Below are 25,044 nucleotides of genomic sequence, written 5' to 3' on the forward strand. Positions count from 1 at the left end.
CGACTTTAGCGTTTGCTGAATAATCCCAGCGACGGTGCGCACATGCTGCGTGCAGGTGCATTAAACAAGGGCTTTTAATTCGATTCGCACCAACGTATGCCATGTACTGCGCGCTGCGCCTAAACCGGATCGAGCATACGCAAAACATGGTCCGCGCGCTCGTGAACAGAAATTTTCGGCAATACGTGAAGCTCATAACCGAGCGTGGAAAACATATGCATCAGCCGTTCATATTGGACGATTGCACTGTCGGTGTCTTGACGACGCTCTACGTCCTGCACATAGATTTCCGGCCATGGCGGCGTCATGAATACGCGATCGTTCATACACGGACGTCAAAGTGATTTTGGCTGCATGATATGTATTCGGATGACCCGGCCGCGAAAAGGAGACGTGATGAACGAAGCGACAGACACGACGCGCGACTTCATCGTACGCACGATGAACGCCGATGAAGTCAATCTCGCCATCGAATGGGCCGCGCGCGAAGGCTGGAATCCGGGCCTGTACGATGCGCACTGTTTTCGCTCGGCCGATCCCGACGGGTTCTTTATCGGCGAATTGCGCGGCGAGCCCGTCGGCTGCATTTCCGCCATTGCGTATGGCGGGCAATTCAGCGGGCAGTTCGGCTTCATTGGACTGTATATCGTGAGGCCGGAGTTTCGCGGCAAGGGATTGGGATTGCGCATCTGGCGGCACGGCATCGCGTATCTCGGCAAGCGCAATATTGGACTCGACGGCGTGGTCGCGCAGCAGCCGAACTACAGGAAGTCAGGTTTTCAGCTTGCGCACCGGAACATACGCTTTCAGGGTATCGCTGAGGCCGGCGTTACCGCATCGGCACTCACGGATGTACGCCAGTTGCCTTTCGACAAACTGGCGCTGTACGACGGGCGATTCTTTCCCGCGCCTCGCGAAGCGTTTTTACGCGCATGGATCGAACAACCGGAAACGGTGGCACTCGCAAACGTTGTCGATGGACAGATACGCGGCTATGCGGTGCTCCGTCGATGCCGCGAAGGACGCAAGATCGGCCCGCTGTTTGCCGACGATGCGCAAACCGCTGAAGCGCTGTTCACTGCGCTCGCCGCGCGCTGCGCGGGCGAAACCGTCGCGCTCGACGTGCCCGAGCTCAACACGGCAGCGATTGCGCTCGCCGAACGGCACGGCATGGCGAGCGTGTTCGAAACGGCGCGCATGTACACGAAACACGCGCCGGACATTCCGCTTGCGCGGCTGTATGGCGTCACGTCTTTCGAGCTTGGTTGAAGCCTGATGAAACGCGACGCGCTATTGGTCACTTCGGATCGTAACGATACACACCGTGCCCCGTCTTGCGGCCGAGACGCCCCGCTGCCACGAGTTCACGCAAAAGCGGACACGCGCGATATTTCGAGTCGCCGAAATCTTTCAGGAACACGTCCATCACGGACAGGCACACATCGAGACCGATGAGGTCCGCAAGCGCGAGCGGCCCGATCGGATGATTTGCGCCCAGACGCATGCCCGCGTCGATTTCTTCCGCGGTCGCGATGCCGTCCGCCAGCACGAAGAAGGCCTCGTTGATCATCGGCACGAGAATGCGGTTCACCACGAAGCCTGGCGCGTTCTTGACGCTGACGGGCGTCTTGCCGAGGCGCTCGGTGAGTTCGCGAACGGCGCCCGCGGTGTCGTCGCTGGTCTGCACGCCTCGAATCACTTCGACGAGCGGCAGCAGCGGCACCGGATTGAAGAAGTGCATGCCGACGAAGCGTTCCGGCTTGCCGATCGTCGCGGCGAGTGCCGTAATCGAGATCGACGACGTGTTCGACGCGATGATCGTCTCCGCGCTCACCGCCGATTCGATCTGCCGCAGGATGCGAATTTTCAGGTCCGTGTTTTCCGTCGCCGCTTCGACGACGAGGTCGACGCCTGCCAGACGTTGATAGTCGGTCGAGGTTTCGATGCGCGTGAGTGCCGCATCGCGCACCGCCGCTTCGATCTTGCCCTTTTCGACGAGTTTCGCGAGGCTCGACGTGAGCGTCGCGACGCCCTTTGCGAGCGCCGCGTCGGTCACGTCGATCAGCACGACCTTCAGCCCCGCCACCGCCGATACCTGCGCGATGCCATTGCCCATCGTGCCCGCGCCGACGATGCCGATTGTTTCGATCTTCGTTGCCATTGCTGCTCCTTTCTCCTGATTTGTGTTCGGTTATATCGGTGCGCTGCACTGCACCATAAACGATACGATACCTGTTTCTCGCGCGCTCACGTGTGAAAAACGGGTGGCAGCCTGTCGCAGGTCAGGAGGTATGGCCGGGCGGGCGGATATATCATCGGAAAAATTTCACTTAAGGCATCGCCATGCAGCCGGTCGATCTGAACCCGAAACGCAAACGGGAAAACCCGCTGGTGTGGATTTTTGAGCCGCTGGAGCGGGATCCTGAGTATTCGCTTGAGCGCTTCTTCAACTTCAAGGCGGCTTATCTGGATGGTTTGCTTTATCTTGCTGTCGCTAGTGGTGACGAGCCCTGGAATGGGCTGGTGGTGTGCACGTCGCATGAGCGGCAAGCTGGGCTGCTCGAGGAGTTTCCTGTGCTGGCGCCGCATCCTGTACTTGGGAAGTGGCTTTATGTGTCGCAGACGCATCCTGAGTTTGAGGATGTTGCTCGCGAGATGGTTGCGCTGGCGCGCGGGCGTGATCCCCGCATGGGGGTGGTGCCTGGTAAGCGGAAGCGGTCGCCTGATGTGGTTGATATGAAGTCGTCTTCGACGCGGAAGAGGAAATAGCGGTTTTTTGTTTGTTTGTTTGTTCGTTTTAGGCTCGGCCTGGTGGTGGTTAGCTGGTTTTTATCGCCGGAGGCGTGTGGGGAGGGGTTTTGCTGGCAGACTGGTAGTTGCGTTTTGGTGTGTGGACAGGGTTCGACTTGCCGAGGTTTTTGCTGGCATCCGCGGTTTGTTTCTGGTTTGCCAGCGTGCCCTTGGGTGGGCGGCACTTGCTCTAGCTTGTCTTGCGACGCTGGGTTGGTTTGCTTGTGTTGTCGCTGGCATCCGCGATATGACTTACCACTTCAAGCGTCGCCCCTGTGCGGGGCGGCACCTACTTTTCTTTGCCGCGGCAAAGAAAAGTAGGCAAAAGAAAGCCGCTGAACACCGCTAATTCTTGTCTCCGCCTGAGGGCCCCCAACAGTTCCTCCGCTTCACACGGCGTTCTGCCATTCACTGCCCGTTGCCAGCGCCCTGAATAGATGCCTCACCCACTTCATGCCCCCGCGTCGCTCCACGCGCGATCAATTTGCCCGCGTTCTATAGCGGCAAACTGTGTGTCGGCTTTCGCGGCGTACGCACATCACTTCGGACTGAAAACCACGGGCACGGCTCGAAAGCACGATCGGTGTCGTAAGGGCGCTGACGTGTGGAGCACTACGACCTACACACAGTTTGCCACCTGGGCGGCCGCAACCATTCGCTGCCGCTGGCTGCGCCATGGGTGATTGAGGCGGGTGAGGCGCCCATTCAAGGCGTTGGCAACGGGCAGTGAATGGCAGAACGCCGTGTGAAGTGGAGGAACGGTTGGGGGCCCTCAGGCGGTGGTCAAGAACGGGCGGTGTTAGCCCGCTTTCTTTGCTTACTTTCTTTGCGGCGGCAAAGAAAGTAAGTGCCGCCCCGCACAGGGGCAACGCTCGAAGCAGGCAAAACAAAACGCGGATGCCAGCGACAACAAAAGCAAACCAAACCAAGCGTCGCAAGACAAAAAAAACAGTCACTTCCATCCTTCAAGCCTAAGCGTAGCCCTCACCAACCTCTGCTCTTCCTGCTCGATCTCCTGCAAGCTCTCACGCACACCATTGATATGATCCGCCGCAGCGCGAAACGCCTGCTCAGGCAACTTGCCGGTAACGGCGTTATACAACCGCGCATGCTGCCGATCAATCCGTTTGCGATGCGGCTGCCGGTGATAAAGATTGTTCACCGACGCAAACACTGAACTCAGCAACAACTCAGTCAGCGAGCGCAGCGTATGCACGAGCACAGGGTTATGCGACGCCTCGCAAATCGCGAGATGAAACGCATGATCGAGACGCGCGTGCGTCGCAGGATCAGTTTGCACATCATGCGCCGCAAGCATTTCCTCATAGCGCCGCGTAATCATCATGTAATCGGCGGGCGTGCCACGCAACGCAGCCAGTCGAGCCGATTCCGCTTCGAGCATGCCGCGCACTTCGAACAGGTCGTACAGCGTGCGCGGCTGCGACGCGAGCAGATGCATCAAGGGCGATTGCGGTGGCTGTGCCGTCAGGTTCGCCACGAACGAACCCTTGCCATGCGCCGTTTCGATGATGCCCCGCGCGCGCAACAACTTCAGTCCTTCGCGCAAGGCCGTTCTCGACACGCCCAGCTTGTCCGTCAAACGTCGCTCCGATGGCAACGCCTGTCCCGACCTCAACACGCCGTCGACGATCAGCCTTTCAATGCGCTCCGCGACCACATCGGCAATCTTGCGGTCGGGCTCTTTTGCGGTGCTTTCGGTGTCGGAAATCACTGGTATGACCACTTGACGAACTAGTTCTGGACGAACCCGATGATAGCGCCAATCCCTTTACCGTGCCGGATTCAGCGGGTTTTGTATCCCTCGACACCAAACGAAAAACTGGTACGACCACTTGCCCGATCCATCGACAGCGAAACCCGAAACGGGAACAATCGGCGGCAACACGGATAAGCGGCGCCTGAACCTGCAACGCGCGCCCACGGAGACACCCCATGAGCTACGCCTACGACGAACGCATCGACGGCCCTCTTCCCTCGCATGACAAAGCCGCGCTGGTCGCGGAACTCCAGCGGCTCGTGCCGTCGATGCAACTGCTGCACGACCAGGAAGATCTGCGCCCATTCGAATGCGACGGTCTCTCCGCGTATCGCACGACGCCGATGATGGTCGCGCTGCCCGATTCGATCGAACAGGTGCAGGCGCTGCTGAAATTCGCCGCCACGCGCAAGGTGCCGGTCGTCGCGCGCGGCGCGGGCACCGGGCTGTCGGGCGGCGCGCTGCCGCTCGAACAGGGCATTCTGCTCGTGATGGCGCGCTTTAACCGCATCCTGCACATCGACCCGGAAGCATCGATTGCCCGCGTGCAGCCCGGCGTGCGCAACCTCGCGATCTCGCAGGCGGCTGCCGTTCACGGTCTCTATTACGCACCCGATCCATCGTCGCAGATCGCCTGCTCGATCGGCGGCAACGTCGCGGAGAACGCGGGTGGCGTGCATTGCCTGAAATACGGCCTGACCGTCCACAACATCCTCAAGCTCGAAGTGCTGACCATCGACGGCGAGCGGCTGTCGATCGGCTCCGAAGCGCTCGACTCGCCCGGCTTCGATCTGCTCGCGCTGCTGACGGGTTCCGAAGGCATGCTCGGCATCGTCACCGAAGTCACCGTCAAGCTGTTGACGAAGCCGCAGAGCGCGAAAGTGCTGCTCGCGAGCTTCGACGACATCGAGAAAGCGGGCAATGCCGTTGCACAAATCATCGCTGCGGGCGTGATCCCCGGCGGGCTCGAAATGATGGACAACCTCGCGATCCGCGCCGCCGAAGATTTCATCCATGCAGGCTATCCCGTCGACGCCGAAGCAATCCTGCTGTGCGAACTCGACGGCGCGGAATCGGACGTGCAGGAAGACTGCGATCGCGTCGGTGCATTGCTGCGCGAAGCGGGCGCCACCGATATCCGCATCGCGAAGGACGAAGCCGAACGCCAGCGCTTCTGGGCAGGCCGCAAGAACGCGTTTCCCGCCGTCGGCCGCATCTCGCCCGATTACTACTGCATGGACGGCACGATTCCGCGCCGCGAACTCGCGCGCGTGCTGCGCGGCATCGCGGATCTGTCGAACGAATATGGCTTGCGCGTGGCGAACGTCTTTCATGCGGGCGACGGCAATATGCATCCGCTGATCCTGTTCGACGCCAACGCACCCGGCGAAATGGAGCGCGCCGAAACGCTCGGCGCGAAGATCCTCGAATTGTGCGTCGAAGTGGGCGGCAGCATCACGGGCGAGCACGGTGTCGGGCGCGAGAAGATCAACCAGATGTGCGTGCAGTTCAGCAGCGAAGAACTCACGCTCTTTCATTCGCTGAAGGCCGCGTTCGATCCCGATGGCCTGCTCAATCCCGGCAAGAACATTCCAACGCTGCATCGCTGCGCAGAACATGGCGCGATGCACATTCATCACGGCAAGCTGCCGTTTCCTGAACTGGAGCGCTTCTGATGCGTCGCGAATTCGATTCGATGGACGACAGCGCGCGTCTCGTCGCGCAAGTGCAGCGCGCGATTGCGCAGCACACTCCGTTGCGCATTCGCGGCAGCGACAGCAAGCGCTTTCTCGGACGCGACGTGGCAGGCGAAGAACTCGACACGCGCTCGCATCGCGGCATCGTCACGTATGACCCAACCGAGCTGGTGATTACCGCGCGCGCCGGCACGCCGCTCGCCGAACTGAACGCCGCGCTCGACGACGCCGGCCAGATGCTGCCATGCGAGCCGCCGTTGTTCGATGGAAAAGGCACATTAGGCGGCGCCGTCGCGAGCGGATTGTCGGGCCCGCGCCGTCCGTGGGCAGGATCGATGCGCGACTTCGTGCTCGGCTGCCGCGTGATTACGGGCGATGGCGATCATCTGCGCTTTGGCGGCCAGGTGATGAAGAACGTCGCAGGCTACGACATGTCGCGACTGCTTGCGGGCAGCTTCGGCACGCTCGGCGTGGTGACCGAAGTGTCGCTGAAAGTGCTGCCGAAGCCGCGCGAACGCCGCAGCTTCGCTCTCAAACTCGGCAGCGACGATGCGATGCGCGAGCTGTCGTCATGGCGCAAGGCCGCATTGCCCGTGAGCGGCGCGTGTTACGTCGATGGCAAGCTGCATGTGCGGCTCGAAGGCGGAAGGGGATCGGTGACGTCGGCAGTGGACCGGATCGGCGGCGAAGAGATCGACTGTGCGTTCTGGGATGCATTGCGCGATCATCGGCTGCCATTTTTCGCGGACACGCGTCCGTTGTGGCGTCTGTCGCTGCCGAACGCAACGCCGTTGATGCCGTTGCCCGGCGATGCATTGCTCGATTGGGCGGGCGCGCAGCGCTGGCTCAAGAGCGAGGCGCCAGCGGCAGAGATTCGCCAGCTTGCTCACGCGGCGGGCGGACACGCGACCTGCTTTGCGCCATCGCACGAGCGCGAGCCTTTCCAGCCGCTCGCGGCGCCGCTGCTGCGCTATCAGCAGCAACTGAAACGCCGCCTCGATCCGAATGGCGTGCTGAACCCCGGCCGGCTATACGCTGGTCTCTGACGAGAGCGCGATCATGCAAACGAATCTCGACTCCCACGCGAAAGCGTTGCCCGATGCAGAGGAAGCGGAAAGCATCCTGCGCTCGTGCGTCCATTGTGGCTTCTGCAACGCGACGTGTCCGACTTATCAGTTGCTCGGCAATGAACTCGACGGACCGCGCGGACGCATCTATCTGATCAAGCAACTGCTCGAGGGCGAATCTGTCAGCGAGAAAACGCAACTGCATCTGGACCGCTGCCTCACTTGCCGCAATTGCGAAACGACCTGTCCGTCGGGCGTCACGTATCACCGGTTGCTCGATATCGGACGCGCCGAGTTGGAGCGTCGTGTCGAACGACCAGCCCGCGAGCGACTGACGCGTAAGGGCTTGCGTGCCGTGATTCCGCGCCCTGCCGTATTCGACGCGTTGCTCAGGACCGGGCGAGCGATGCGGCCTCTGTTGCCCGCGAGCGTGCAGGCCAAGATTCCCGCGCGTGCCGTCGTGGCAGCGAAACCGCGCCCAGCGCCGCGTCACGCACGTCGCGTGCTGATGCTCGAAGGCTGCGTGCAACCTTCCTTGTCACCGAATACGAATGCGGCGGCCTCACGCGTGCTCGATCGGCTTGGAATCAGCGTGGTGCCTGTCAGCGAGGCGGGCTGTTGCGGCGCGACTGATTATCATCTGAACGCGCAGGATGCGGGACTCGATCGCGCGCGCCGCAATATCGATGCGTGGTGGCCCGCTGTTCAGGCTGGCGCTGAAGCGATCGTGCAGACGGCGAGCGGCTGCGGTGCGTTCGTGAAGGAGTATGGGCATCTGCTGCGCAACGATCCTCTCTATGCGGCGAAGGCAGCACGGGTGAGTGCGCTGGCGCGTGATCTCGTTGAAGTGCTGTCGGCGGAGCCGCTCGATGCCTTGCTGCCCGCTGATGATGCTGTTGCGCCGCGGGTCGCGTTTCATTGTCCTTGTACGTTGCAGCATGCGCAGAAGCTCGGTGGTGCCGTAGAGAATCTGCTGACGCGGCTTGGGTTTGATCTTGCTGCCGTGCCTGATGGGCATTTGTGTTGCGGGTCGGCGGGGACGTATTCCATTACGCAGCCTGAGATTGCAGGCAAGTTGCGGGATAACCGTATGGATGCGCTTGAAAGTGGGCGGCCTGATGTGGTTGCTACTGCGAATATCGGGTGTCAGATGCATTTGGGTGGGGCTGGGAGGACGGCTGTGAGGCATTGGATCGAGCTGATTGATGTGGGTTAGTGGTTTGGTTTTTGCTTTTTTGTTCTTGTGTTGCCGCTGTGCGGGGCGGGTCTTGCTGTTGTTTGTCTTGCGGCGCTGGTTTGGTTTGCTTGTGTTTTTGCTGGCATCCGCGAGGCGCCTTCGCGGCGCAGGCGTTGCCCCTGTGCGGGGCGGCACTTACTTTCTTTGCCGCCGCAAAGAAAGTAAGCAAAGAAAGCGGGCTAACACCGCCCGTTCTTGACCACCGCCTGAGGGCCCTCAACCGTTCCCCCACTTCACACGGCGTTCTGCCATTCACTGCCCGTTGCCAACGCCTTGAATGGGCGCCTCACCCGCCTCAATCACCCATGGCGCAGCCAGCGGCAGCGAATGGTTGCGGCCGCCCAGGTGGCAAACTGTGTGTAGGTCGTAGTTGCCTCACACCTCAGTGCTCTTACGACACCGATGCCGCTTTTCAGTGCGGAGTGGTGCGCATACGTCGCGACAGCCTACACAGAGTTTGCCGCTATAGAACGTGTCCAATCCGGCAACGCGTGCAGTGACGCGGGAGCATGAAGCGGGTGATGAGCCAATTCGAAGCGTTGGCAGCGGGCATTCAGAAGAGAGACGTCGCGAACAGGACGGGGCTGTTAGGGGCCCGTGGGCAATTACAAGAACTGGCGGTGTTCAGCGGCTTTCTTTTGCCTACTTTTCTTTGCCGCGGCAAAGAAAAGTAGGTGCCGCCCCGCACAGGGGCGACGCGTGAAGCACGAAATCAAATCGCGGATGCCAGCGAAAGCGACAGCGACAGCGACAGCAAAACCAAAACCAAAACCAAACCAAAACCAAACCCCGGCGTGGACGCCACCCCAACCCCGTGCCATCATGCACACGACGCAGCGTTGTCGTATTTGCGCGTCGCGCCCCCTGGCCCCCGACGCAAGTCGGAAACCCCAAAGGTCGCTCTATCGAAGGTAACCCGTCGTCACACAAGGAAGACAACATGACCCGCAAACTGTTGAGCACCCTCCTCGTGGCCGCGTCTCTGGCTATTCCAGCCACATCGTTTGCGCAGGCATCCGACACCCAACCTGCACACACTTCCGGAAAAGCAACCCCCGCAGACCGTGCCCTCGCCAAATCGGTACGCAAGGCCCTATCTAAAGCACAGGGCTTCGACGTCTCCGGTGTGTTCGTCAAGGCACGCGGCGGCGCAGTGACGCTAAGCGGATCCGTAAAAACCGGCGAACAGATCCAGCAAGCCGCAGATATCGCCAAGTCAGTACAGGGCGTAACCTCCGTCACCAACAGGCTCACCCTTTTCCACGGCGGCAACGGCTAACCAGCAGAATCACGTGCGTCCGGTACGCGTTGGCGTCGATAGTCTCGCGTACCTGCACGTATCGCACGAAGTGTGGCGAATGATCAGAAGCGCTGCTTCCACACGAAGCGATTGAGGTGCTTCGCACCTGTTTCGGCGCGCACTGGTAATCTGGTGCCCAACGCCAGACATCCCGCCCTTCGTCACGCATCATGAACCTGTCCACTGAAAACCCCTTTCACGACCAATCGCTGCTCGGCCTTTACCTGCATCCGACAGACCCTTCGGCGGGACAATGGAACGTGAGCCGCGCCGACCGGCCTCACATGTATCGCATCCATCTGCGTCGCGCGAATGGCGAAACTCATATCGACACGGTAGTGGATCTCGACAACCTCGAGGCCAAACTGCACAAGTGGCGCCGCGAAGGCTTTGTCCAGCAGACGGATGCCGCACACAGGTCCGAGCCCGCGCATCGCTCGACCTTCATGAGCGATCTGCGTGCGACGATATCGGATGAGGCTGAAAATACGGCCCGTCCTGTCCACGTAACGCGCGTCGGTCACATCGACATGCCGCTCGGCACAGGCGGTCCGCTCGTGCCTCCGAAGAATTCCGCGTACCTCTTTTCGGCGCGCTCGAAAGATGTACTTCAGGACATCACCGAGAACCGTCGAATCCTGCTGATCGGCCACACAGGCACGGGCAAGACCAGTCTGATCGAACAGGTTGCCGCGCATAGCAATCAGGGTGTGCTGCGTTCGAACATGAATGGACAGACAACCGTCGGCGATTTTGTCGGTTTCTGGACGGTCAAAGGCGGCGAGACGATCTGGGTCGATGGCGTTCTGCCCACGGCCATGCGCGAAGGTCTGTGGCTGATCGTCGATGAAATCGACTTCGCAGAACCCGCCATCCTCGCGGTCCTGACAGCCGTACTGGAGCCAGCCGGCCAGTTGCTGCTCAAGGAAAAGGGCAATGAGATCGTCGCTCCGCATCCGGCTTTCAGACTTTTTGCAACGGCCAATGCGGTTGGATCGATGGGGAAGTATCGCCACCTCTATCAAGGCGCCAATCTGATGAACGAGGCGTTCCTCGACCGCTGGCGCGTGTACCACTTCGACTATCTGTCGCCGGCTGACGAAGCGAAAGTATTGCAGCGCACCTTTGGGCCGCGCGTCTCGGAGACGATGGCGCACACGCTTGCTTCGATTGCGGCCGAGTGCCGCGAAGCCTTCACACGCGAAGATCTGGCCAGCGCATTTTCAACCCGTCGACTACTCGACTGGGCGGAACTCATGCTCCGGACCAAGGATCCGGAGGCAGCGGCCGGCCCAACCATTTACTCGAAAATCAGTGCTGAAGACGCGGCCTTGATCCGCAGCATCATTCAGCATCACATTGCGCTGGACGAGTAAGCCAATGACCGCGCACTCGACAGCACCCGACGACGTCATGCTGACCCATCTATCCCGGCTTGCCCGCACCTTGACAGGCAACCAGGGCGTCGAAGTCGTGTTCGCGGACGACGGTCCCGCATTGCGTGACAACAGGATCGTGCTTCCCATTGCGCACGATATGTCTACCGCGTCGATGACCGGCTATGTCGACCTCCTTGCCGCGCGTGCACGCTTCTCAGATACCAACGTTATCGCACGCCTGACATCACCGGTCGCTCAACGGCTCGCGCAGGCGATCGACGACCGGCGCGCAAGCAGGCAACTGGTTGCGCGCTATCCCGGCGCTGCATCGTTTCTCTCTGCCTTGCGCGTGGAGATGCAGCGCGTCGTGTCGGCGCGATGGTCGAAACTCGACTGGCAAGACAAGCTGATCTGGCGTGTCGAACGGACGTTATGGGACGAGGCGCCCGTTCCGGTTGAAATGGATTCATCGTTGAACGCCGCCTTAAGCTCCTGCGGCGATGTACTGGAACAGGCGCGCACGGTTGAATCGTCAAACGACAGCGTCCGCATGGCACGCCTGCTCGTCGAACGAATTCGCGCGCTCGCCGCCGGCGACGTGAACAACATGATGTTCACGGCAAACGCCAACAGCATGCTCGATTCCACGGCCGTTAGCGATGAGTTTGAATCTGAAGAATCCGGAAGCGCAACTCATACTTCTTCGTCCGACACGACATCCAGCGCCAGTTCATTGGCGCAGACACAATCCGACGCCACGGCCGACCCGTCGGGCGAAGGCACGGGCAGCGCGCCGCGCATGTCCTCGCAAAATCGACCGGTCTTCTCCGTGCCTGTCACGACGCAATTCGACGTCGTCACGGACCTGACGGGCCAAGGCGACCCTGTCAGCTGGCGGAAGCTGAGAGGCGCTGCCCGAGCGCAGACCGAGCCGCTCAAGGCACGGCTCGAACGCGCGCTCAAGGCGGATGAACAGACTCACTGGCGGCGCGAACAGGAGCGTGGTGAACTGGACCGCCCTTCTCTCGTCAGGCTGGCGACATCGCCCGGCTACCGTACGCCTTTTCGGACCCGTCGCATCCGGCCGGGGCGCGATGCTGCCATTGTCGTGCTGATCGATAGAAGCGGTTCGATGTCGGGCCGCAAGATCGAACTCGCGCGCCTGTGCGCTGCCGCGCTTGCAGATGCATTGACGCAATTGGGTTTCGCGTCGGAAGTGCTGGGCTACAGTTCGATCGAGGATGCTGCCATGCGCGAATTCCATCAACGCTGGCTGGCTGAGGGCAACTCGCCTAAGCATTACAACCGTTTCGTCGAACGGCTCGATCTACAGGTTTACAAGCGCTTTGACTCCGATAACCTCTGTGGTCTCGCGTGTATCGAATGCGGTCACGAGAATCCCGACGGTGAGGCGCTGTCGTGGGCTGCTACGCGGTTGCTCGAACAACGCGCGCATCGACATATCCTGATGGTGCTGTCCGATGGGTATCCCGCTACGGGCGATGGCAATCCGGCCATCCTTCGTACCGATCTGCGCGCTCGCGTTGACGCACTACGCGAGCGCGGTGTCGAACTGATTGGAGTCGGCATTCTCGATGACGCGGTCGAGGCGTTCTATCCGACCAGCAGCGTGGTGGAACAATTGCAGGATCTGCCAGGCGCAGCGTTCAATGTGCTGAGCCGTACGCTACTGAATCACAGGGAATGGATGCTCGAGCGTCCCGGCGTATAGCCCGATTACCGAACTAGCCGACAACCGTCTCCGTATGGAAAACGACAGGCGGCTGTTTGAAAAACGGACCGACGAGTCGTCGCCACTCCTGGAAATCCGCCGACTCCCTGAAGTGCACCATATGATCGTCAACCGTTTCCCATTCGACCTGCAGCACGTAGCGCTCAGGATGCTCGATGGTTCGATGCAGTTTGACACCGCTACAGCCTTTGGCCCGCAGGAATAGCGGCACGGCCGCAGTCACACCGGCTTCAAACTCAGCGGCCTTGCCCGGCAAGATTTCTATCTGGGCCAATTCGAAAACCATCGTGCTCTCCTTGTTGATTGATGGGTGGATCATCCGATCACGATCGCGGGCGCCACGATCAGCATTCGGCACAATACCACTGGTTTTCGTTTCGTCGCCAAAGGAAAGAGGAAAGCACGCGCAACCGAAACCCCTGTTACCCCCGATCCCGTGATACAGACTGCAGTATCAGCGCAAAGCCGCTCACGCATAACAGCATCGATTCGCCCGTGTCGAAGTGCAGCGCGCACATCAGGACCGCGGCAAGAAACGACACAAAATAGAGGGCTGAAAAAATGGTTTCCCGCTCCGGCGCTACCATCGTCCGCCTCGCTTTGATGTAGTTAAAAATTCAGCACGCGTCGCGGCTTCACGGACGCTCGATAACATGACAAACCAGGCAACCGGCAACCACACCCCAAAATGGCGCGCCAATGCCGAGCAAACTGAAATTGGCGCTCGTCACGACAAAGACGACTAGCGCACTCATCGGAAAAGGCGAAGAAAACGCGGACGCGAACGCTTTTTCCAGCACGCCGAACATCGCCAGCCCGGCGAGCACCACGACGAATGCGGCCGGCAACGTCGTCAACAGCCAGACATAACCCGTCGCGCAACAGCCGATGACGATAAACATCGCAGCGGCGATCAGCGCGGCAATGTAATGGCGTCCGTACCTGCCGCCGGATACGAGGATCGCGTTGGACGGACCCGCCAGCACCGACGGGCATCCGCCGAACACGCCCGTCAACGCCGTCAACACACCGCTGCACAGCGTGACGAGCTTCGACGAGGTTGCATATCCTGCGTTACGGATCACGGCGATGCCCTGTGCGTTCTGCACGAACAGAACCGTGACCAGCAGCGGAATCAGCAACTGCGAAATAGCGTGCAGATTGAATACGGGGCTCACCAGCATCGGCGTAGCGATCCACACGGCACCGCCGCCGTGTGGCCAATGGAAACCACTGACGGGCAGCATCAGCGCACCGGCAGCAACCGCGCCGATGATCGGCGGAATCACCCGCTTCCCGCGACGCTCCCGCCATGTCAGAACGAAAAACGCGCCAAGCATCGCCACGCTCACCAGTGGCGTGCTCGCCGTAGCGTCGACGATCGCCAGCACATAGCGCAGGAATAGCGCAGCGATCATCGCCATTACGACTGGCATCGGCACCCAGCGGTCGAGCACCGCAACCGCATTCGTGATGCCGAGTACGACAAGCGCGATCGCGCAGACCAGATAGGTCCCCACGGCCGTGGCGAACCCATACTGGGCAATGACAGGCGCCACGAGCACCGCGCCTGGAATCGTCCACAGGAACAGCAGTGGCTGCTTCGTCTTCCAGCTGATGACGACGCTTGCGAGTCCATTGATCGCAAGCGCCGCAAAGAGCCACGACGATGTCTGCTGAAGCGTCAGACCGCCCTGGCGAGCGGCGGCGATAACGATCGCGACGGGACCCGTCGCCGAGAAACTCATGCTCACGAATGCCAGCACGAGATAGATCGGCCATTCGCGCTCTTCGGCCGCAAGGGTAGTTGAGGACATTAATGCGTTACGTATGAAGCGGAGATTTGATGAACCCAGCGCATGCTATCAATACAAAATTCAGCGTGGAATAGCGGACCTTCGTGCGACGGTCCGCTATTCGCATCAGCTTCCCGCCTTCGTGACGACGGGCGCCCACGCGTTGTCCTTCACCTGATAGAGCGTCGACGCGGCGTTCTTCAGATCGCCGTTCGCCTCGAACACGATCTTGCCCGTCGAGCCGTCATAGTCGCTCGACTTAATCGCCGCGTTGAACACGTCTGGCTTCACTGAATTGGTCTGCAACATCGCCTTGATCGCGAGGCCGGCAGCGTCGTACGCGAACGGCGCGTAGGCCAGCATGTCGGTGCCGTAGGTCTTCTTGAATTCGCTCGCGAAGTGCTTGCCTGCCGAGGTCGATTCGAGCGGATGTCCGTATTCCCACGCCATGGCGCCTTCGGCAGCCGGACCCGCAAGCTTGATGAAGTCCGCATCCACCACCCCGCCGCCGCCCACAAACTGCGTCTTCATGCCAAGCTGCCGCATGCGCTTGACGATCATCGCCGCCTGCGCGTCGAGCACGCCGCAGTAAAGCAGATCGACATTCATGCTCTTGATATGCGTGAGCTGCGCGCTGAAATCGACGGCCTTGTCGCTGGTGAACTGGCGGTCGACAATCGTGCCACCTGCCGCCTTGACCGCCTTTTCGAACTCTTCGGTCTCGCCCTGTCCGAACGCCGTGCGGTCGTCCAGCACGGCAATGCGTTTGGCCTTCGTCACGAGCATCGCGTAGTTTCCGGCGGCGCCTGCGTTCTGCGCATCGTTGGCGATGACGCGATAGACCGTCGACAGACCCGCTTGCGTAATAGTCGGGTTGGTTGCCGAAGGCGTGAGCATCGGAATGCCCGCCTTCGCGTAGATTTGCGACGCCGGCAATGTCGTGCCTGAATTGAAGTGCCCGACGACGAACGTTGCGCCGCTGTCGACGAGTTGCTGCGCGACCTGCACACCAATGCGCGGGTCGGCCTGATCGTCGCCTGAAATCACTTCGAACCTCACGGGCGCGCCGCCGATCATCGGGTGCTTCGCGTTAGCCTGCGCGACGGCCATCTTCACGCCCGCTTCGATGTCTTTGCCATAAGCCGCATTGCCGCCCGACATCGGCGCCACCACACCGATCTTCACTACTGTGTCCTGCGCCTGCGCGCCGGCGGCGAGCATCGACAGCGCCACGCCGATTAAGCATGCAAAAGGACGAAGCTTGAACGCACTGGAACTCATCTCGAATCCTTACCAGAAAGAATGAATGAACGAAGCGAAAAATCCGGACCATCCGCCGCGTGGCAGGATCCGACACCTACTGGCGAGCGCCCTTTGACATCGTCAGGTCTCGCCTTGACACTGCCCGTTCGCGAGATCGCCTCACCTGTGTCCTGACGACACATATGACAGGCGAACCGTCGAACCCGGCGACCAGCACGTCCCCTCTTCTGCTCTTGTTCGTCTTTTGTTGTGGATGTCTTCGACGCGCGCTCAGGTTTCTGCCGGCATTTGGCGGAACAGCGCGAGCGCTTCGTCACGCGGCATCACGGCTGCGTACTTCTGCGCCATGTCGAACAGATTCGCTTCATGCGGACCGATCGCGCGATCGCCCACGCAGTCCGAGAGCACAAAAGGACGGAACCCGTACTGCATCGCATCGACGACACTGGCGCGCACGCAACCGCTCGTAACGGCTCCCGCGACCACGAGCGTGCGAACGCCGCGATGCGCAAGCCATGCCGCGAGCGACGTGCCGAAGAACGCGGACGGCACCGATTTGCGAACCACCAGTTCGCCATCGCGCGGCGCAAGTTCGGGCACGATCGCGCTGTTGTGCGCATGCTCCTTGAGCGTCAGCATGCCGGGCACCTTGAGCGAGAAAACGTTGTGGTCGGCATCGTCATCCGCATAGACGATGCGTGAATGCGCGACAGGCCATTGCTGTTCCCGAGCGTGCGCGAGCAACGGCACCGTGCGTTCGATGGCGGCAGGAATGTTTCCGCCACCGAATACATCGGGATCGGCAAAGCCGTTCACGAAGTCGATGATCAGCAGCGCGATGGGCGCCAAAGGTTCGAGCGTCGAGCCGAAGCCCTGGCGCCGGTATGTGTCGAGTTCTGCGGACATGATGTCGGCTCATGAGATTAGCGATCGAGTACCTTGCCGTCGCGCACGACCGCTTCGCCGTCGAGCGAAACGGTGCAATTACGCAGCGGAATATCGATGTGGCACGCCGTCGTGCGCGCGCCGCCCGCTTCGTTGTTCGGTCCAAGCGAGAACAGGAAATTGCCCTCGTACGCACGGGCGTCCATGCCGATGGTCGCCTCGCGGTCGTAGAGACCGAGCGTCGACCACCGTGCGCGCGGCTGAAGACCCCAGCCGATGTGCGAGATCGCATACGCTTCCGGGTCGTCGAACGACTCCATGTAATCGCGCAACAGCGCTGCGTCGACGCCGCCTTCGATACGCGTGGCGAAGCCGTTTTCAACGGTCAACTCGATCGCGTCCTGCGCATAGCGCTTTTGCGGCAACAGGATGTCTCCGCGATCGATCACGATGCGGCCGTGCGCACCGCCTTCGTTGGGAAACGTCAGCACGAATCCGCTTGGCCAGTGGTCCCAACGGCCCGGCTCGTCGACGAAACCGTATTCGGCAATCGCTTCGAACTCGCCGAGCGGACAATGCAGGTCGGTTCCTTCCGGCGAACTCACGTGCATCGTCTTTGCCCCTGCAATACGCGCCTTCGCATTCAGCACGCGCTCGCGGTCGGCCGCGCTCGGCACGAGACGCGCGAGCACTTCCGGCGGCTCGACAGCAAGCAGGATCTTCGTCCCTGTCTTGAGGATGTCGAGTTGCTCGGGTGAAAACAACAAGGTCATCAGATCGAGCACCAGATCGCTTTCCTTCAACGCGGCGATTGCGGCACGATTGCCCGTGAGCGGCGTGGTGCCGAGATAGGCAAGCGAGTCGCGGCTGAGCGCCTTTTCGCCGTTGACGGGCGGCAGATCCAAACGGTTCACGATCGCGCCCATCGACTGCGCCGCGATCAACGCTGTAGAAAGCGTCTGCGGATGCGTCGTCGCGCTCGTGAGAATGGTCACGGTCTGCCCCGCTTCGACACGCGACAGGCTCAGCACCTGCTTCCACGACTCGATCAGCTGATAGTCGCTAACTGGCATCCGATTCTCCCTTTTTCATCGATGGCAACGCTGCGCCGAGAAATGCGCCGAAGGCATCGTAGAACCCTGCTTCGTCGTCCCACGGAATCATGTGGCCCGCGTTGGCGACGCGGCAGTGCTGAAGTTGTGGCATCAGCGCGCGGATTTCTTCGACGTCTTCGGGCAGCACGACATCGCCGCGTCCAGCGGTAATCAGCAGCGTGGGAATGGACACATGCGGCATGTCGGTATGAATGTCGTCGGTATGGAAACCATCGAAGCTCGCCAGCACCGCGCGTTCGTCACAGGTATGCAGCCACTCTGCGCGGCATTGCAGTTGCGCCTGGGTCCACGTCGGGCAGAATTCGCGCATCGCGTCGGCGGTCATGCCTTCCCGCGCGAGGCGCATCGAATCGATGTACCACGGCAACTTCGCTGGATACGCGCGACGGTTCGGACCCGATACGGGCGGGTCGACCATCACGAGGCGTGTCATGCCGGCTGGCTGTTTGTGCGCGGCACGCACGCCGATCCGTGCGCCCATCGAGTGGCCGACCACGCTATAGCGCGTCAGACCCAATGCTTCGGCGAACGCGATCAGGTCATCTGCCTGCGCGTCGAGTCCATAGTCGAGCGCGTCGCCCGCCGACGACAGACCACGTCCGCGCACATCCAGCACATAGGTATCGAACGCCTGCCCGAACCACGCGCCGACGAATGCCCACGTCGCCGCCGGACTCGTGATGCCCGGCACGATGACCACGGAATCTCGCGCAGCGCGCGCGCCATGCTGTCCGCCGTAGCGCAGATAGTGTTGCCGGATGCCGTTCGCACGCACATTTGCGCCGCAAACGAAGGTATCGGGAGTGTCCATCGTTCTCTCCGTGTATCAGTACGCGCCCGACAGCAGCGCGCCCGCACCCGGCACGACCGCTTCGAGTCCCAGTTGCTTGAGCATTGCGTACGTGGTCGCGACGGCGGCCGTGATGACGGGCTTGCCTGTCATCGCTTCGACTTTCGCAATGGCCGGCAACGACGGCATCTGCACACACGCGGAAAGCACGATCGCATCGGCGTCTTCATAACGCAGCGTCTTGACGATCTCCGGCAAACGCTGCGGATCGTGCCGCCCGACATCGAGGTTGTCGGGTATCTCCAGCGCGCAGTAGTCGAGCACCTCATAGCCTTCATGGCGGATGTAGTCGACTACCAGTTCGGTCAGCGGCCTGAGATACGGTGCGACCACGACAATCTTGCGCGCGCCTATCACCCGCAGTGCATCGATCAACGCGCCCGCGCTCGTAATCACAGGCGCATGCCCATCGTTCTCAGCGGTGCGCTCCGTCAAACGCGCCTGCGATACGCGGTGGTAGCCGTGCCCCATCGCCATGATCGCGACGAGACATGCGTAGCCGAGCACGTCGACGCGTGCGTCGCTCAGCTCCGTCGCGCATCGGTCGGATTCGACATCCATCGCCGCCAGTTCTTCCTTGACGACGCGCTTCATGCGCATGCGGCTGGAATGGAACGTAAAGCGCTCGGGCCGTATTGCCTGGCGGGCAAGCAGCATGGCGGGAATCTCCGTCTCCATCGTCGTATTCGAACTCGGCACGATCTGGCCGATCCGGTATTGCTTCGTCATTGCCTGTCCCGTTTCCTGAACGTTGCTGAAGTCCACGCTCACGCTGTCTGATGAAAGCGTTCGGCGCAGCGCACCGCGTCGTACTCGTACACCCATTCGGCCTTGATGCCGACGGCGTTCGGATTGTTCTTTTGCTGCAGTTCCATTTCGCGGTCGCGCTTTTCCTGCTCTTCCGGCGATGCGAGGTGGTACGTGCGCCCACGCTCACGTGCTTCGAGCTGCACGCGCGCGGTGCGCGGCCGACGCTCTGCTTCGTACGCGGACAGTGCGTTGTCGATCTGTTCGAAATGCGTCAGCGCTTGCGCGAGCACGTAAGCGTCTTCGATCGCCATCGCCGCGCCTTGCGACAGGAACGGCAGCATCGGATGCGCGGCGTCGCCGAGCAACGTAGCCGCGCCCTTCGACCATTGCGGCATCGGATCACGATCGAACAAGCCCCATTTGAAGGTGGTCGAACTGTCCGTGAGCTTGAACAGTTCGACGAGATCGGGGTGCCATCCTTCGTAGGCCGCAAGCAGTTCCTCGCGTGAACTCGGTTCGGTCCACGATTCCGCGACCCATTGCGCGCTTTCGTTGACCGCGACAATATTGACGGCCGCGCCGCCCTTCACGTAGTAGGTGACGACGTGGGCCTTCGGACCCATCCAGAACGACGCGTCGGGACTCACGAACGGTAGCGGATGCTTGTCCACTGGAACGAGCGCGCGCCAGCACATATGCCCCGTGAAACTCGCGGGCGCTTCGCCCCATAGCGAAGCACGCACGACGGAATGAATGCCGTCCGCGCCGACGATCAGATCGGCTTCGAACGACGTGCCATCGGCGAAATGCGCGGTCGCCTTGCCGTTGTTCTGTGTGATGCGCTCGCACTGGGCGTTGAACGTGACGTTCTCCGGCTTCAGATCGCGCGACAGAATGGCGTGGAGATCCGCACGATGCACGTGATAAAAGTCGGCGCCGAACAGCCGCGGGCAAATCTCCTTCAGCGGCGTGCGAAAGAGTTGCCGCGCGCTTTCCCAGTTGCGGCCCATCATCGCTTCCGGCAGAAAGCCGACAGCTTCCAGGATATCCGCCAGACCGAGCGCCTTCAGCACTTTCACGGCATTGGGTGTCATCTGCACGCCAGCGCCGATTTCGCCGAACGCCTGGGCGCGTTCGAACACATGCGCTTCGATACCCTTTTGCTGCAACGCCAGTGCGAGCGTCACACCACCTATTCCGCCGCCGATGATTGCAATCTTCATTAGTAATCCTTTCTTGATGACATAAACCGACGCGATGATTTCTATCTATCCGTCTTTACAGATCGAGCACGAGCGACGCTCCGACGCCTCTCGAACAACAGATCATCATGCAGCTATTTGCCTTGCGCTGTGCGGGCGTCAAGATGGCATCGCGATGCTCGACTTCACCCGACAGCACTTTCACTTCGCACGCGCCGCAAACGCCTTCTTCGCACGAATACGACACATCGACACCCGCTTCGATGCATGCCTGAAGCAGCGTTTCTCCGGCCGTCACCATCAACGTCCGTTTGGATCGCACAAGCTGCACCTGAAACGCGTCGGCGGGCAGACTCTCCGGCGCGCTGAACCGCTCGCGATGCACCGCGTGTTCCGGCCGGTTCGCGCACACCGCGTCGAATTCGTTCAGCATCGGTTCGGGACCGCAGCAATACAGTTGCGTATCCATCGGCAGATCGCGGATGACATCGCTGATACGCAGCGATGGTTGCCCAGGCGCTGAGTCGTGCAGCAAATGCACGCATTCATCGTCGCGCAGTTCATCGAAAAACAGCGTCCTGCCGCGATTCGCAGTCCAGTAGTACAACTCGACCGCTGCGCCCGCTTGCTTGAGGCTTCGATACATCGACACAATGGGCGTAATGCCGATCCCGCCTGCAAACAGCACATACCGTTTCGCGCCATGTTCGAGTCGAAAGTGATTGCGCGGCATGGACAACCGGTACGTTTTCCCAACCACGCTGTCGTAATGAAGTGCCCGCGATCCGCCTCTTCCGCGCTCCGACACCTGCACGGCAACGGTATAACTTCCAGGTGCAACGGGCGGCCAGAGCAACGAATACTGCCGACGATGCGCTTCGCAGATCTGCACGTCGATATGCGCGCCCGGTTCGAAGTCAGGCAACACCTCGCCATCCACAGAAGCGAACCGGTACAGGTTGATCCCGTCCGCGCCGAACGAGATATCGCTTAATCGCAGTGTGAGGTCGTCGTCGCGCGTGTCAGATGACGCCATAGGAGATTCCCTTGTTCCGAAGCCACATACGATAGCGCTGACCCATCAGGTCCGTGCGGTGATGCAACTCATAGCGCAACTCGGTCGGAATGCGTTCTGGCCGCTGCGTTTCGACGATATCCTTGTCCTGATTGAAAATGACGTCGGCCCGATCGCGCACCGCCGTCGGGTCCGGCGACGGACGCACGTTCAGCGCCGCGCAGACACGCACGATGCAGTGCCTGTCGTCGACCATCTGCACGGTAAAGAAGGTGCCGAACAGGTCCGAATGCTCGGTAATAGGCTGGCCGCTCGCATCCGAGCGTTGCGTGCGTTTGCGGAAGTACGCAACGAGCGGACGCAATGCGTGATACGTGTAGAAGGCAATCAGCGGATGCCCCGTCGCATCGCCAACCGGTTGAAACACGCGCACTTCCGAAGACTTCAGGCCCGTTTCGACTTCTTCGACGGTATAGGGATCGAGCCGGTCAGCGTTGTCTTTCACGCCATTCAGACCGGCATGCACGAAGGGAAAGTGCGACGCGTCGATGAAGTTCTCGATCGCGCGATAGCCGTTCGCGTTGTACACGTAAGGTCCGCTGTGAACCTTCATGAATTCCGTATCGTCCCAATCGGGAAACGTGGGGATGTCCGAATGCGGTTCGCCGAGGCACACCCACACGAATCCGAAGCGCTCTTCGGCGTGATAGGGAAACGCCACAGCCTTTTTCATCGGCTTCTCGTCGGGCGCGGCGGGCATCCTCGTGCACTTGCCGCTGCAGTCGTATTCCCAGCCGTGATACGGGCATACGACGTGATCGTTCGAAATCCATCCCTTCGACAGCCGCGCGCCGCGATGGATGCACAGGTCTTCCCACACATGAATCTGACCGGATTCGCTGCGCCACACGATCAGATCGCGCTCGAGCAGACGCGTCGGATAGATCGTTCCCGCCTGAAAGTCGTCGGCGTAACCGACGACTTGCCAGTCATTGAGCAGGACGGGGTCCTGACATCCATCGAGTGCGGTAATAGGTACGACTTTCATCTCGCCAGGCGCGTTCATGATGTCCTTCTCGTTCCGGTGCGGTTGCGCTGTGTTTCGCGCAGTTCGTGGGGTTGGAGAAAGTATCGAAGGACAATTTTGTCTTGTCGTTTTAATAGACCGTCATTCGATCTTCATATCTCGCCATTCCGTATTTGCGCAGCGCGGAATTTTTTTCCGTGTTGACAGTGCCGCTTTTGTACGGGTAAATCATGGCGTGATTCCGCAACCGGGCCGGCTCCATGTCCTATACGAAGACGCTGCACGGGTCGTACTCGCAGTTCGATCCCGACGTCACGGCCCGGCCGGCCGTCGCGCTGCGCGTCGATCTTTCCGCGGTGGAAGACGAACAGCCGGTGCACCAGCACCGCAAGGCGCAGCTGGTCATTTCGCTGCGCGGCAGCGTCACGTGCTGCGTCGCCGATGCGTTATTGATGGTGTTGCCCGAGTCGGGCGTTTGGATTCCGGGTAGCGTGCCGCACAGCAACAAGGCCAGTCCGGACGCACAGATCATTTTTCTTTTCGTCGACCCGCAGGCGCTCGCGCTCCCGTCGCATTCGTGCATTCTCTCGATCAGCCCGCTCGTGCGTGAAATGGTCGTGCATCTCGCCGACCACGGCGACGACTTTCCGGATGATCAGACCTATGCGCAGTTCTGCGCGGTACTGATCCACCAGTTATCGCGCTCGCCGATCGAACAGCTGTCGCTGCCGTTGACCATCCACCCGAAGCTGCGGCCCGTCTGCAATGCGCTGATCGATCATCCGGGCGATCGGCGCTCGCGCGCCGACTGGGCAAAAGAAGTCGCGATGAGCGAGCGTACGTTCGACCGGCTGGTGACGAAAGAAACGGGACTCAGTTTTGGGCGCTGGCGCCAGCAGTTGCAACTCATCGTCGCGTTGCGCGACCTGTCTGCTGGCGTCAGCGTGCAGCGCGTGGCCCTGACACTCGGCTACGAGTCGACCACGGCGTTCATCATCATGTTTAAAAAGGCGTTTGGCGTGCCGCCCGGCCAGTACATCGTCAACCGTCGCGCGCACAACCGCCCTCTACTGGTGCCACTCGTCGCTGCCTAGACGCATTCGACGGCTATGCCGGCGTCGGCGCATCCTCCCGGATCAGCTCGCGGCGCTTCAATTCCGCCCAGAACTCTGCGGGTATCTCAGTCCGGAAGGTTTGCAGGTTGTCTTCGAGTTGGGCAACCGTGCGCACGCCCGGAATGTTGGTGGGAATCGCAGGATGGCCGAGGACGAATTGCAATGCCGCGGCTTTGAGCGGCACCGAGTAGTCGCGACATACCTGCTCCATCTTGCGCACGCGTTCCATGATGGCTTCGGGCGCTGGCGCGTAGTTGTATTTCGCGCCGGGCACCGCGCCCGTCGCGAGAATGCCGCTGTTGTAGCCGCCGCCCAGAATCACCGATACCTGCTGCTTTTCGCATAGCGGCAGGAAGCCGTCCAGCGCGTCCTGCTCGAGCAGCGTGTAGCGGCCCGCCAGCAACAGACAGTCGAAGTCCTGCCTGCGAATCGCTTCATGCGCGACCTGCCATTCGTTGACACCGAGCCCCACCGCTTTCACGACGCCTTCATCGCGCAGTTTCAGCAGTGCTTTCGACGCGCCCGCCATCGCAGCCTCGAACATCTCGGCCTGTCGCTCGCCGTGAGTGAAGACATCGATATCGTGAATCAACGCGATATCGATATGCTCGATTGCCAGACGCTGCAGACTGTCTTCGATCGAGCGCATCGTGCCATCATAGCTGTAGTCGAATACGAGTTCGAACGGCAACCCGTCGACCCACGGCTCGAAGTTGATTTCCGCGCGCCGGCGCGGCTTCAGAAGCCGCCCGACCTTCGTGGACAGCACATACTCGTCACGCGGATACCAGCGCAACGCGTGCCCGCAGCGCGCCTCGCTCAAGCCATGTCCGTACATCGGGGCCGTGTCGAAATAGCGAACGCCCGCGTCCCACGCCGCCTTGATCAGTGAAGCCGAATCCTCTTCACTGATGGGTCTGAAGATATTGCCGATCGGCGCGGCACCGAAGCCCATTACCGTTGTCTCGAGCCCTGAACGGGGCCATTTACGCTTTGCTACGGGATCCATCTTCGCCCTCTTTCATC

At 60.9% G+C, this 25,044-nt stretch carries 24 protein-coding genes; 10 read left to right on the top strand and 14 right to left on the bottom strand.

Annotation, left to right across the window (positions count from 1 at the left end):
• Window positions 1–119: 119 nt before the first annotated feature.
• Window positions 120–326: an AAA family ATPase gene (locus G3O01_RS21780; protein ID WP_205807217.1), complete on the bottom strand. Its 207-nt coding sequence runs from the start codon at window positions 324–326 to the stop codon at window positions 120–122.
• 70 nt (window positions 327–396) lie between these two features.
• Here G3O01_RS21780 and G3O01_RS21785 point away from each other — a divergent pair, with 70 nt between their 5' ends.
• Window positions 397–1,269 carry a GNAT family N-acetyltransferase gene (locus tag G3O01_RS21785; RefSeq protein ID WP_205807227.1) on the top strand — a complete coding sequence of 291 codons (873 nt, stop codon included), beginning with the start codon at window positions 397–399 and terminating at the stop codon, window positions 1,267–1,269.
• Between the two features lie 28 nt (window positions 1,270–1,297).
• On the opposite strand, the gene G3O01_RS21790 is transcribed toward G3O01_RS21785, so the two are convergent.
• Complete coding sequence (locus tag G3O01_RS21790) at window positions 1,298–2,161, bottom strand: 3-hydroxybutyryl-CoA dehydrogenase (protein WP_205807229.1); 864 nt, start codon at window positions 2,159–2,161, stop codon at window positions 1,298–1,300.
• 182 nt (window positions 2,162–2,343) lie between these two features.
• Here G3O01_RS21790 and G3O01_RS21795 point away from each other — a divergent pair, with 182 nt between their 5' ends.
• Window positions 2,344–2,769, top strand: a complete 426-nt coding sequence (locus tag G3O01_RS21795; protein WP_205807231.1) for a hypothetical protein — start codon at window positions 2,344–2,346, stop codon at window positions 2,767–2,769.
• A 973-nt stretch (window positions 2,770–3,742) separates the two neighbouring features.
• Here G3O01_RS21795 and glcC read toward each other — a convergent pair.
• A complete protein-coding gene (glcC, locus tag G3O01_RS21800; RefSeq protein ID WP_346779215.1) occupies window positions 3,743–4,519 on the bottom strand; it encodes a transcriptional regulator GlcC in 777 nt (258 codons plus the stop codon).
• A 224-nt stretch (window positions 4,520–4,743) separates the two neighbouring features.
• On the opposite strand from glcC, the gene glcD reads away from it, so the two are divergent.
• The 7 genes from glcD (at window position 4,744) to G3O01_RS21835 (ending at window position 12,979) form a co-directional block, all read left to right on the top strand.
• Complete coding sequence (gene glcD / locus G3O01_RS21805) at window positions 4,744–6,243, top strand: glycolate oxidase subunit GlcD (RefSeq protein WP_205807242.1); 1,500 nt, start codon at window positions 4,744–4,746, stop codon at window positions 6,241–6,243.
• Window positions 6,243–7,310: a glycolate oxidase subunit GlcE gene (gene glcE / locus G3O01_RS21810; protein WP_205807245.1), complete on the top strand. Its 1,068-nt coding sequence runs from the start codon at window positions 6,243–6,245 to the stop codon at window positions 7,308–7,310. The genes glcD and glcE overlap by 1 nt, the downstream gene beginning before the upstream one ends.
• A 13-nt stretch (window positions 7,311–7,323) precedes the next feature.
• Complete coding sequence (glcF, locus tag G3O01_RS21815) at window positions 7,324–8,547, top strand: glycolate oxidase subunit GlcF (RefSeq protein ID WP_205807246.1); 1,224 nt, start codon at window positions 7,324–7,326, stop codon at window positions 8,545–8,547.
• A 542-nt stretch (window positions 8,548–9,089) separates the two neighbouring features.
• A complete protein-coding gene (locus tag G3O01_RS21820) occupies window positions 9,090–9,242 on the top strand; it encodes a hypothetical protein (protein ID WP_205807249.1) in 153 nt (50 codons plus the stop codon).
• A 266-nt stretch (window positions 9,243–9,508) separates the two neighbouring features.
• Window positions 9,509–9,847, top strand: a complete 339-nt coding sequence (locus G3O01_RS21825; RefSeq protein WP_205807251.1) for a BON domain-containing protein — start codon at window positions 9,509–9,511, stop codon at window positions 9,845–9,847.
• Between the two features lie 191 nt (window positions 9,848–10,038).
• On the top strand, window positions 10,039–11,244 hold the full coding sequence (locus G3O01_RS21830; RefSeq protein ID WP_205807261.1) for an AAA family ATPase: 1,206 nt from the start codon (window positions 10,039–10,041) through the stop codon (window positions 11,242–11,244).
• Between the two features lie 4 nt (window positions 11,245–11,248).
• On the top strand, window positions 11,249–12,979 hold the full coding sequence (locus tag G3O01_RS21835; RefSeq protein ID WP_205807263.1) for a VWA domain-containing protein: 1,731 nt from the start codon (window positions 11,249–11,251) through the stop codon (window positions 12,977–12,979).
• Between the two features lie 13 nt (window positions 12,980–12,992).
• Here G3O01_RS21835 and G3O01_RS21840 read toward each other — a convergent pair whose 3' ends face one another.
• From G3O01_RS21840 to G3O01_RS21885, 10 genes are all read right to left on the bottom strand, one after another.
• On the bottom strand, window positions 12,993–13,286 hold the full coding sequence (locus G3O01_RS21840; RefSeq protein ID WP_205807265.1) for an antibiotic biosynthesis monooxygenase family protein: 294 nt from the start codon (window positions 13,284–13,286) through the stop codon (window positions 12,993–12,995).
• Between the two features lie 349 nt (window positions 13,287–13,635).
• Window positions 13,636–14,817, bottom strand: coding sequence for a benzoate/H(+) symporter BenE family transporter (locus G3O01_RS21845; RefSeq protein WP_205807267.1), 1,182 nt, complete (start codon window positions 14,815–14,817; stop codon window positions 13,636–13,638).
• A 105-nt stretch (window positions 14,818–14,922) separates the two neighbouring features.
• Window positions 14,923–16,017, bottom strand: coding sequence for a branched-chain amino acid ABC transporter substrate-binding protein (locus G3O01_RS21850; RefSeq protein ID WP_241024168.1), 1,095 nt, complete (start codon window positions 16,015–16,017; stop codon window positions 14,923–14,925).
• Between the two features lie 312 nt (window positions 16,018–16,329).
• Entirely contained in the window at window positions 16,330–16,965 is a 636-nt protein-coding gene (locus tag G3O01_RS21855; RefSeq protein ID WP_205807271.1) for an N-carbamoylsarcosine amidohydrolase, read from the bottom strand.
• Between the two features lie 17 nt (window positions 16,966–16,982).
• A complete protein-coding gene (locus G3O01_RS21860; RefSeq protein ID WP_205807273.1) occupies window positions 16,983–18,017 on the bottom strand; it encodes a 2,5-dihydroxypyridine 5,6-dioxygenase in 1,035 nt (344 codons plus the stop codon).
• Window positions 18,007–18,870, bottom strand: a complete 864-nt coding sequence (locus G3O01_RS21865; RefSeq protein WP_205807274.1) for an alpha/beta hydrolase — start codon at window positions 18,868–18,870, stop codon at window positions 18,007–18,009. Before G3O01_RS21865 ends, G3O01_RS21860 begins: the two co-directional genes overlap by 11 nt.
• A gap of 15 nt (window positions 18,871–18,885) precedes the next feature.
• Window positions 18,886–19,638, bottom strand: coding sequence for an Asp/Glu racemase (locus G3O01_RS21870; RefSeq protein ID WP_205807575.1), 753 nt, complete (start codon window positions 19,636–19,638; stop codon window positions 18,886–18,888).
• A 38-nt stretch (window positions 19,639–19,676) separates the two neighbouring features.
• Entirely contained in the window at window positions 19,677–20,882 is a 1,206-nt protein-coding gene (locus tag G3O01_RS21875) for an FAD-dependent monooxygenase (RefSeq protein WP_205807276.1), read from the bottom strand.
• A gap of 55 nt (window positions 20,883–20,937) precedes the next feature.
• Window positions 20,938–21,897, bottom strand: a complete 960-nt coding sequence (locus tag G3O01_RS21880) for a PDR/VanB family oxidoreductase (protein WP_205807278.1) — start codon at window positions 21,895–21,897, stop codon at window positions 20,938–20,940.
• On the bottom strand, window positions 21,884–22,942 hold the full coding sequence (locus tag G3O01_RS21885) for an aromatic ring-hydroxylating dioxygenase subunit alpha (protein ID WP_205807280.1): 1,059 nt from the start codon (window positions 22,940–22,942) through the stop codon (window positions 21,884–21,886). Before G3O01_RS21885 ends, G3O01_RS21880 begins: the two co-directional genes overlap by 14 nt.
• Before the next feature lie 221 nt (window positions 22,943–23,163).
• Between G3O01_RS21885 and G3O01_RS21890 the strand changes: the two genes are divergently transcribed.
• The gene (locus G3O01_RS21890; protein WP_205807282.1) at window positions 23,164–23,997 is read left to right on the top strand and encodes a helix-turn-helix transcriptional regulator; all 834 of its coding nucleotides are present in this window, start codon (window positions 23,164–23,166) and stop codon (window positions 23,995–23,997) included.
• Window positions 23,998–24,010: 13 nt separating this feature from the next.
• Here the strand turns inward: G3O01_RS21890 and G3O01_RS21895 are convergent, their stop codons facing one another.
• Complete coding sequence (locus G3O01_RS21895) at window positions 24,011–25,027, bottom strand: aldo/keto reductase (protein ID WP_205807300.1); 1,017 nt, start codon at window positions 25,025–25,027, stop codon at window positions 24,011–24,013.
• Window positions 25,028–25,044: the final 17 nt, after the last annotated feature.

It is taken from the genome of Burkholderia sp. Ac-20365 (assembly GCF_017104715.1).
In the GTDB taxonomy this organism is placed as follows: domain Bacteria; phylum Pseudomonadota; class Gammaproteobacteria; order Burkholderiales; family Burkholderiaceae; genus Paraburkholderia.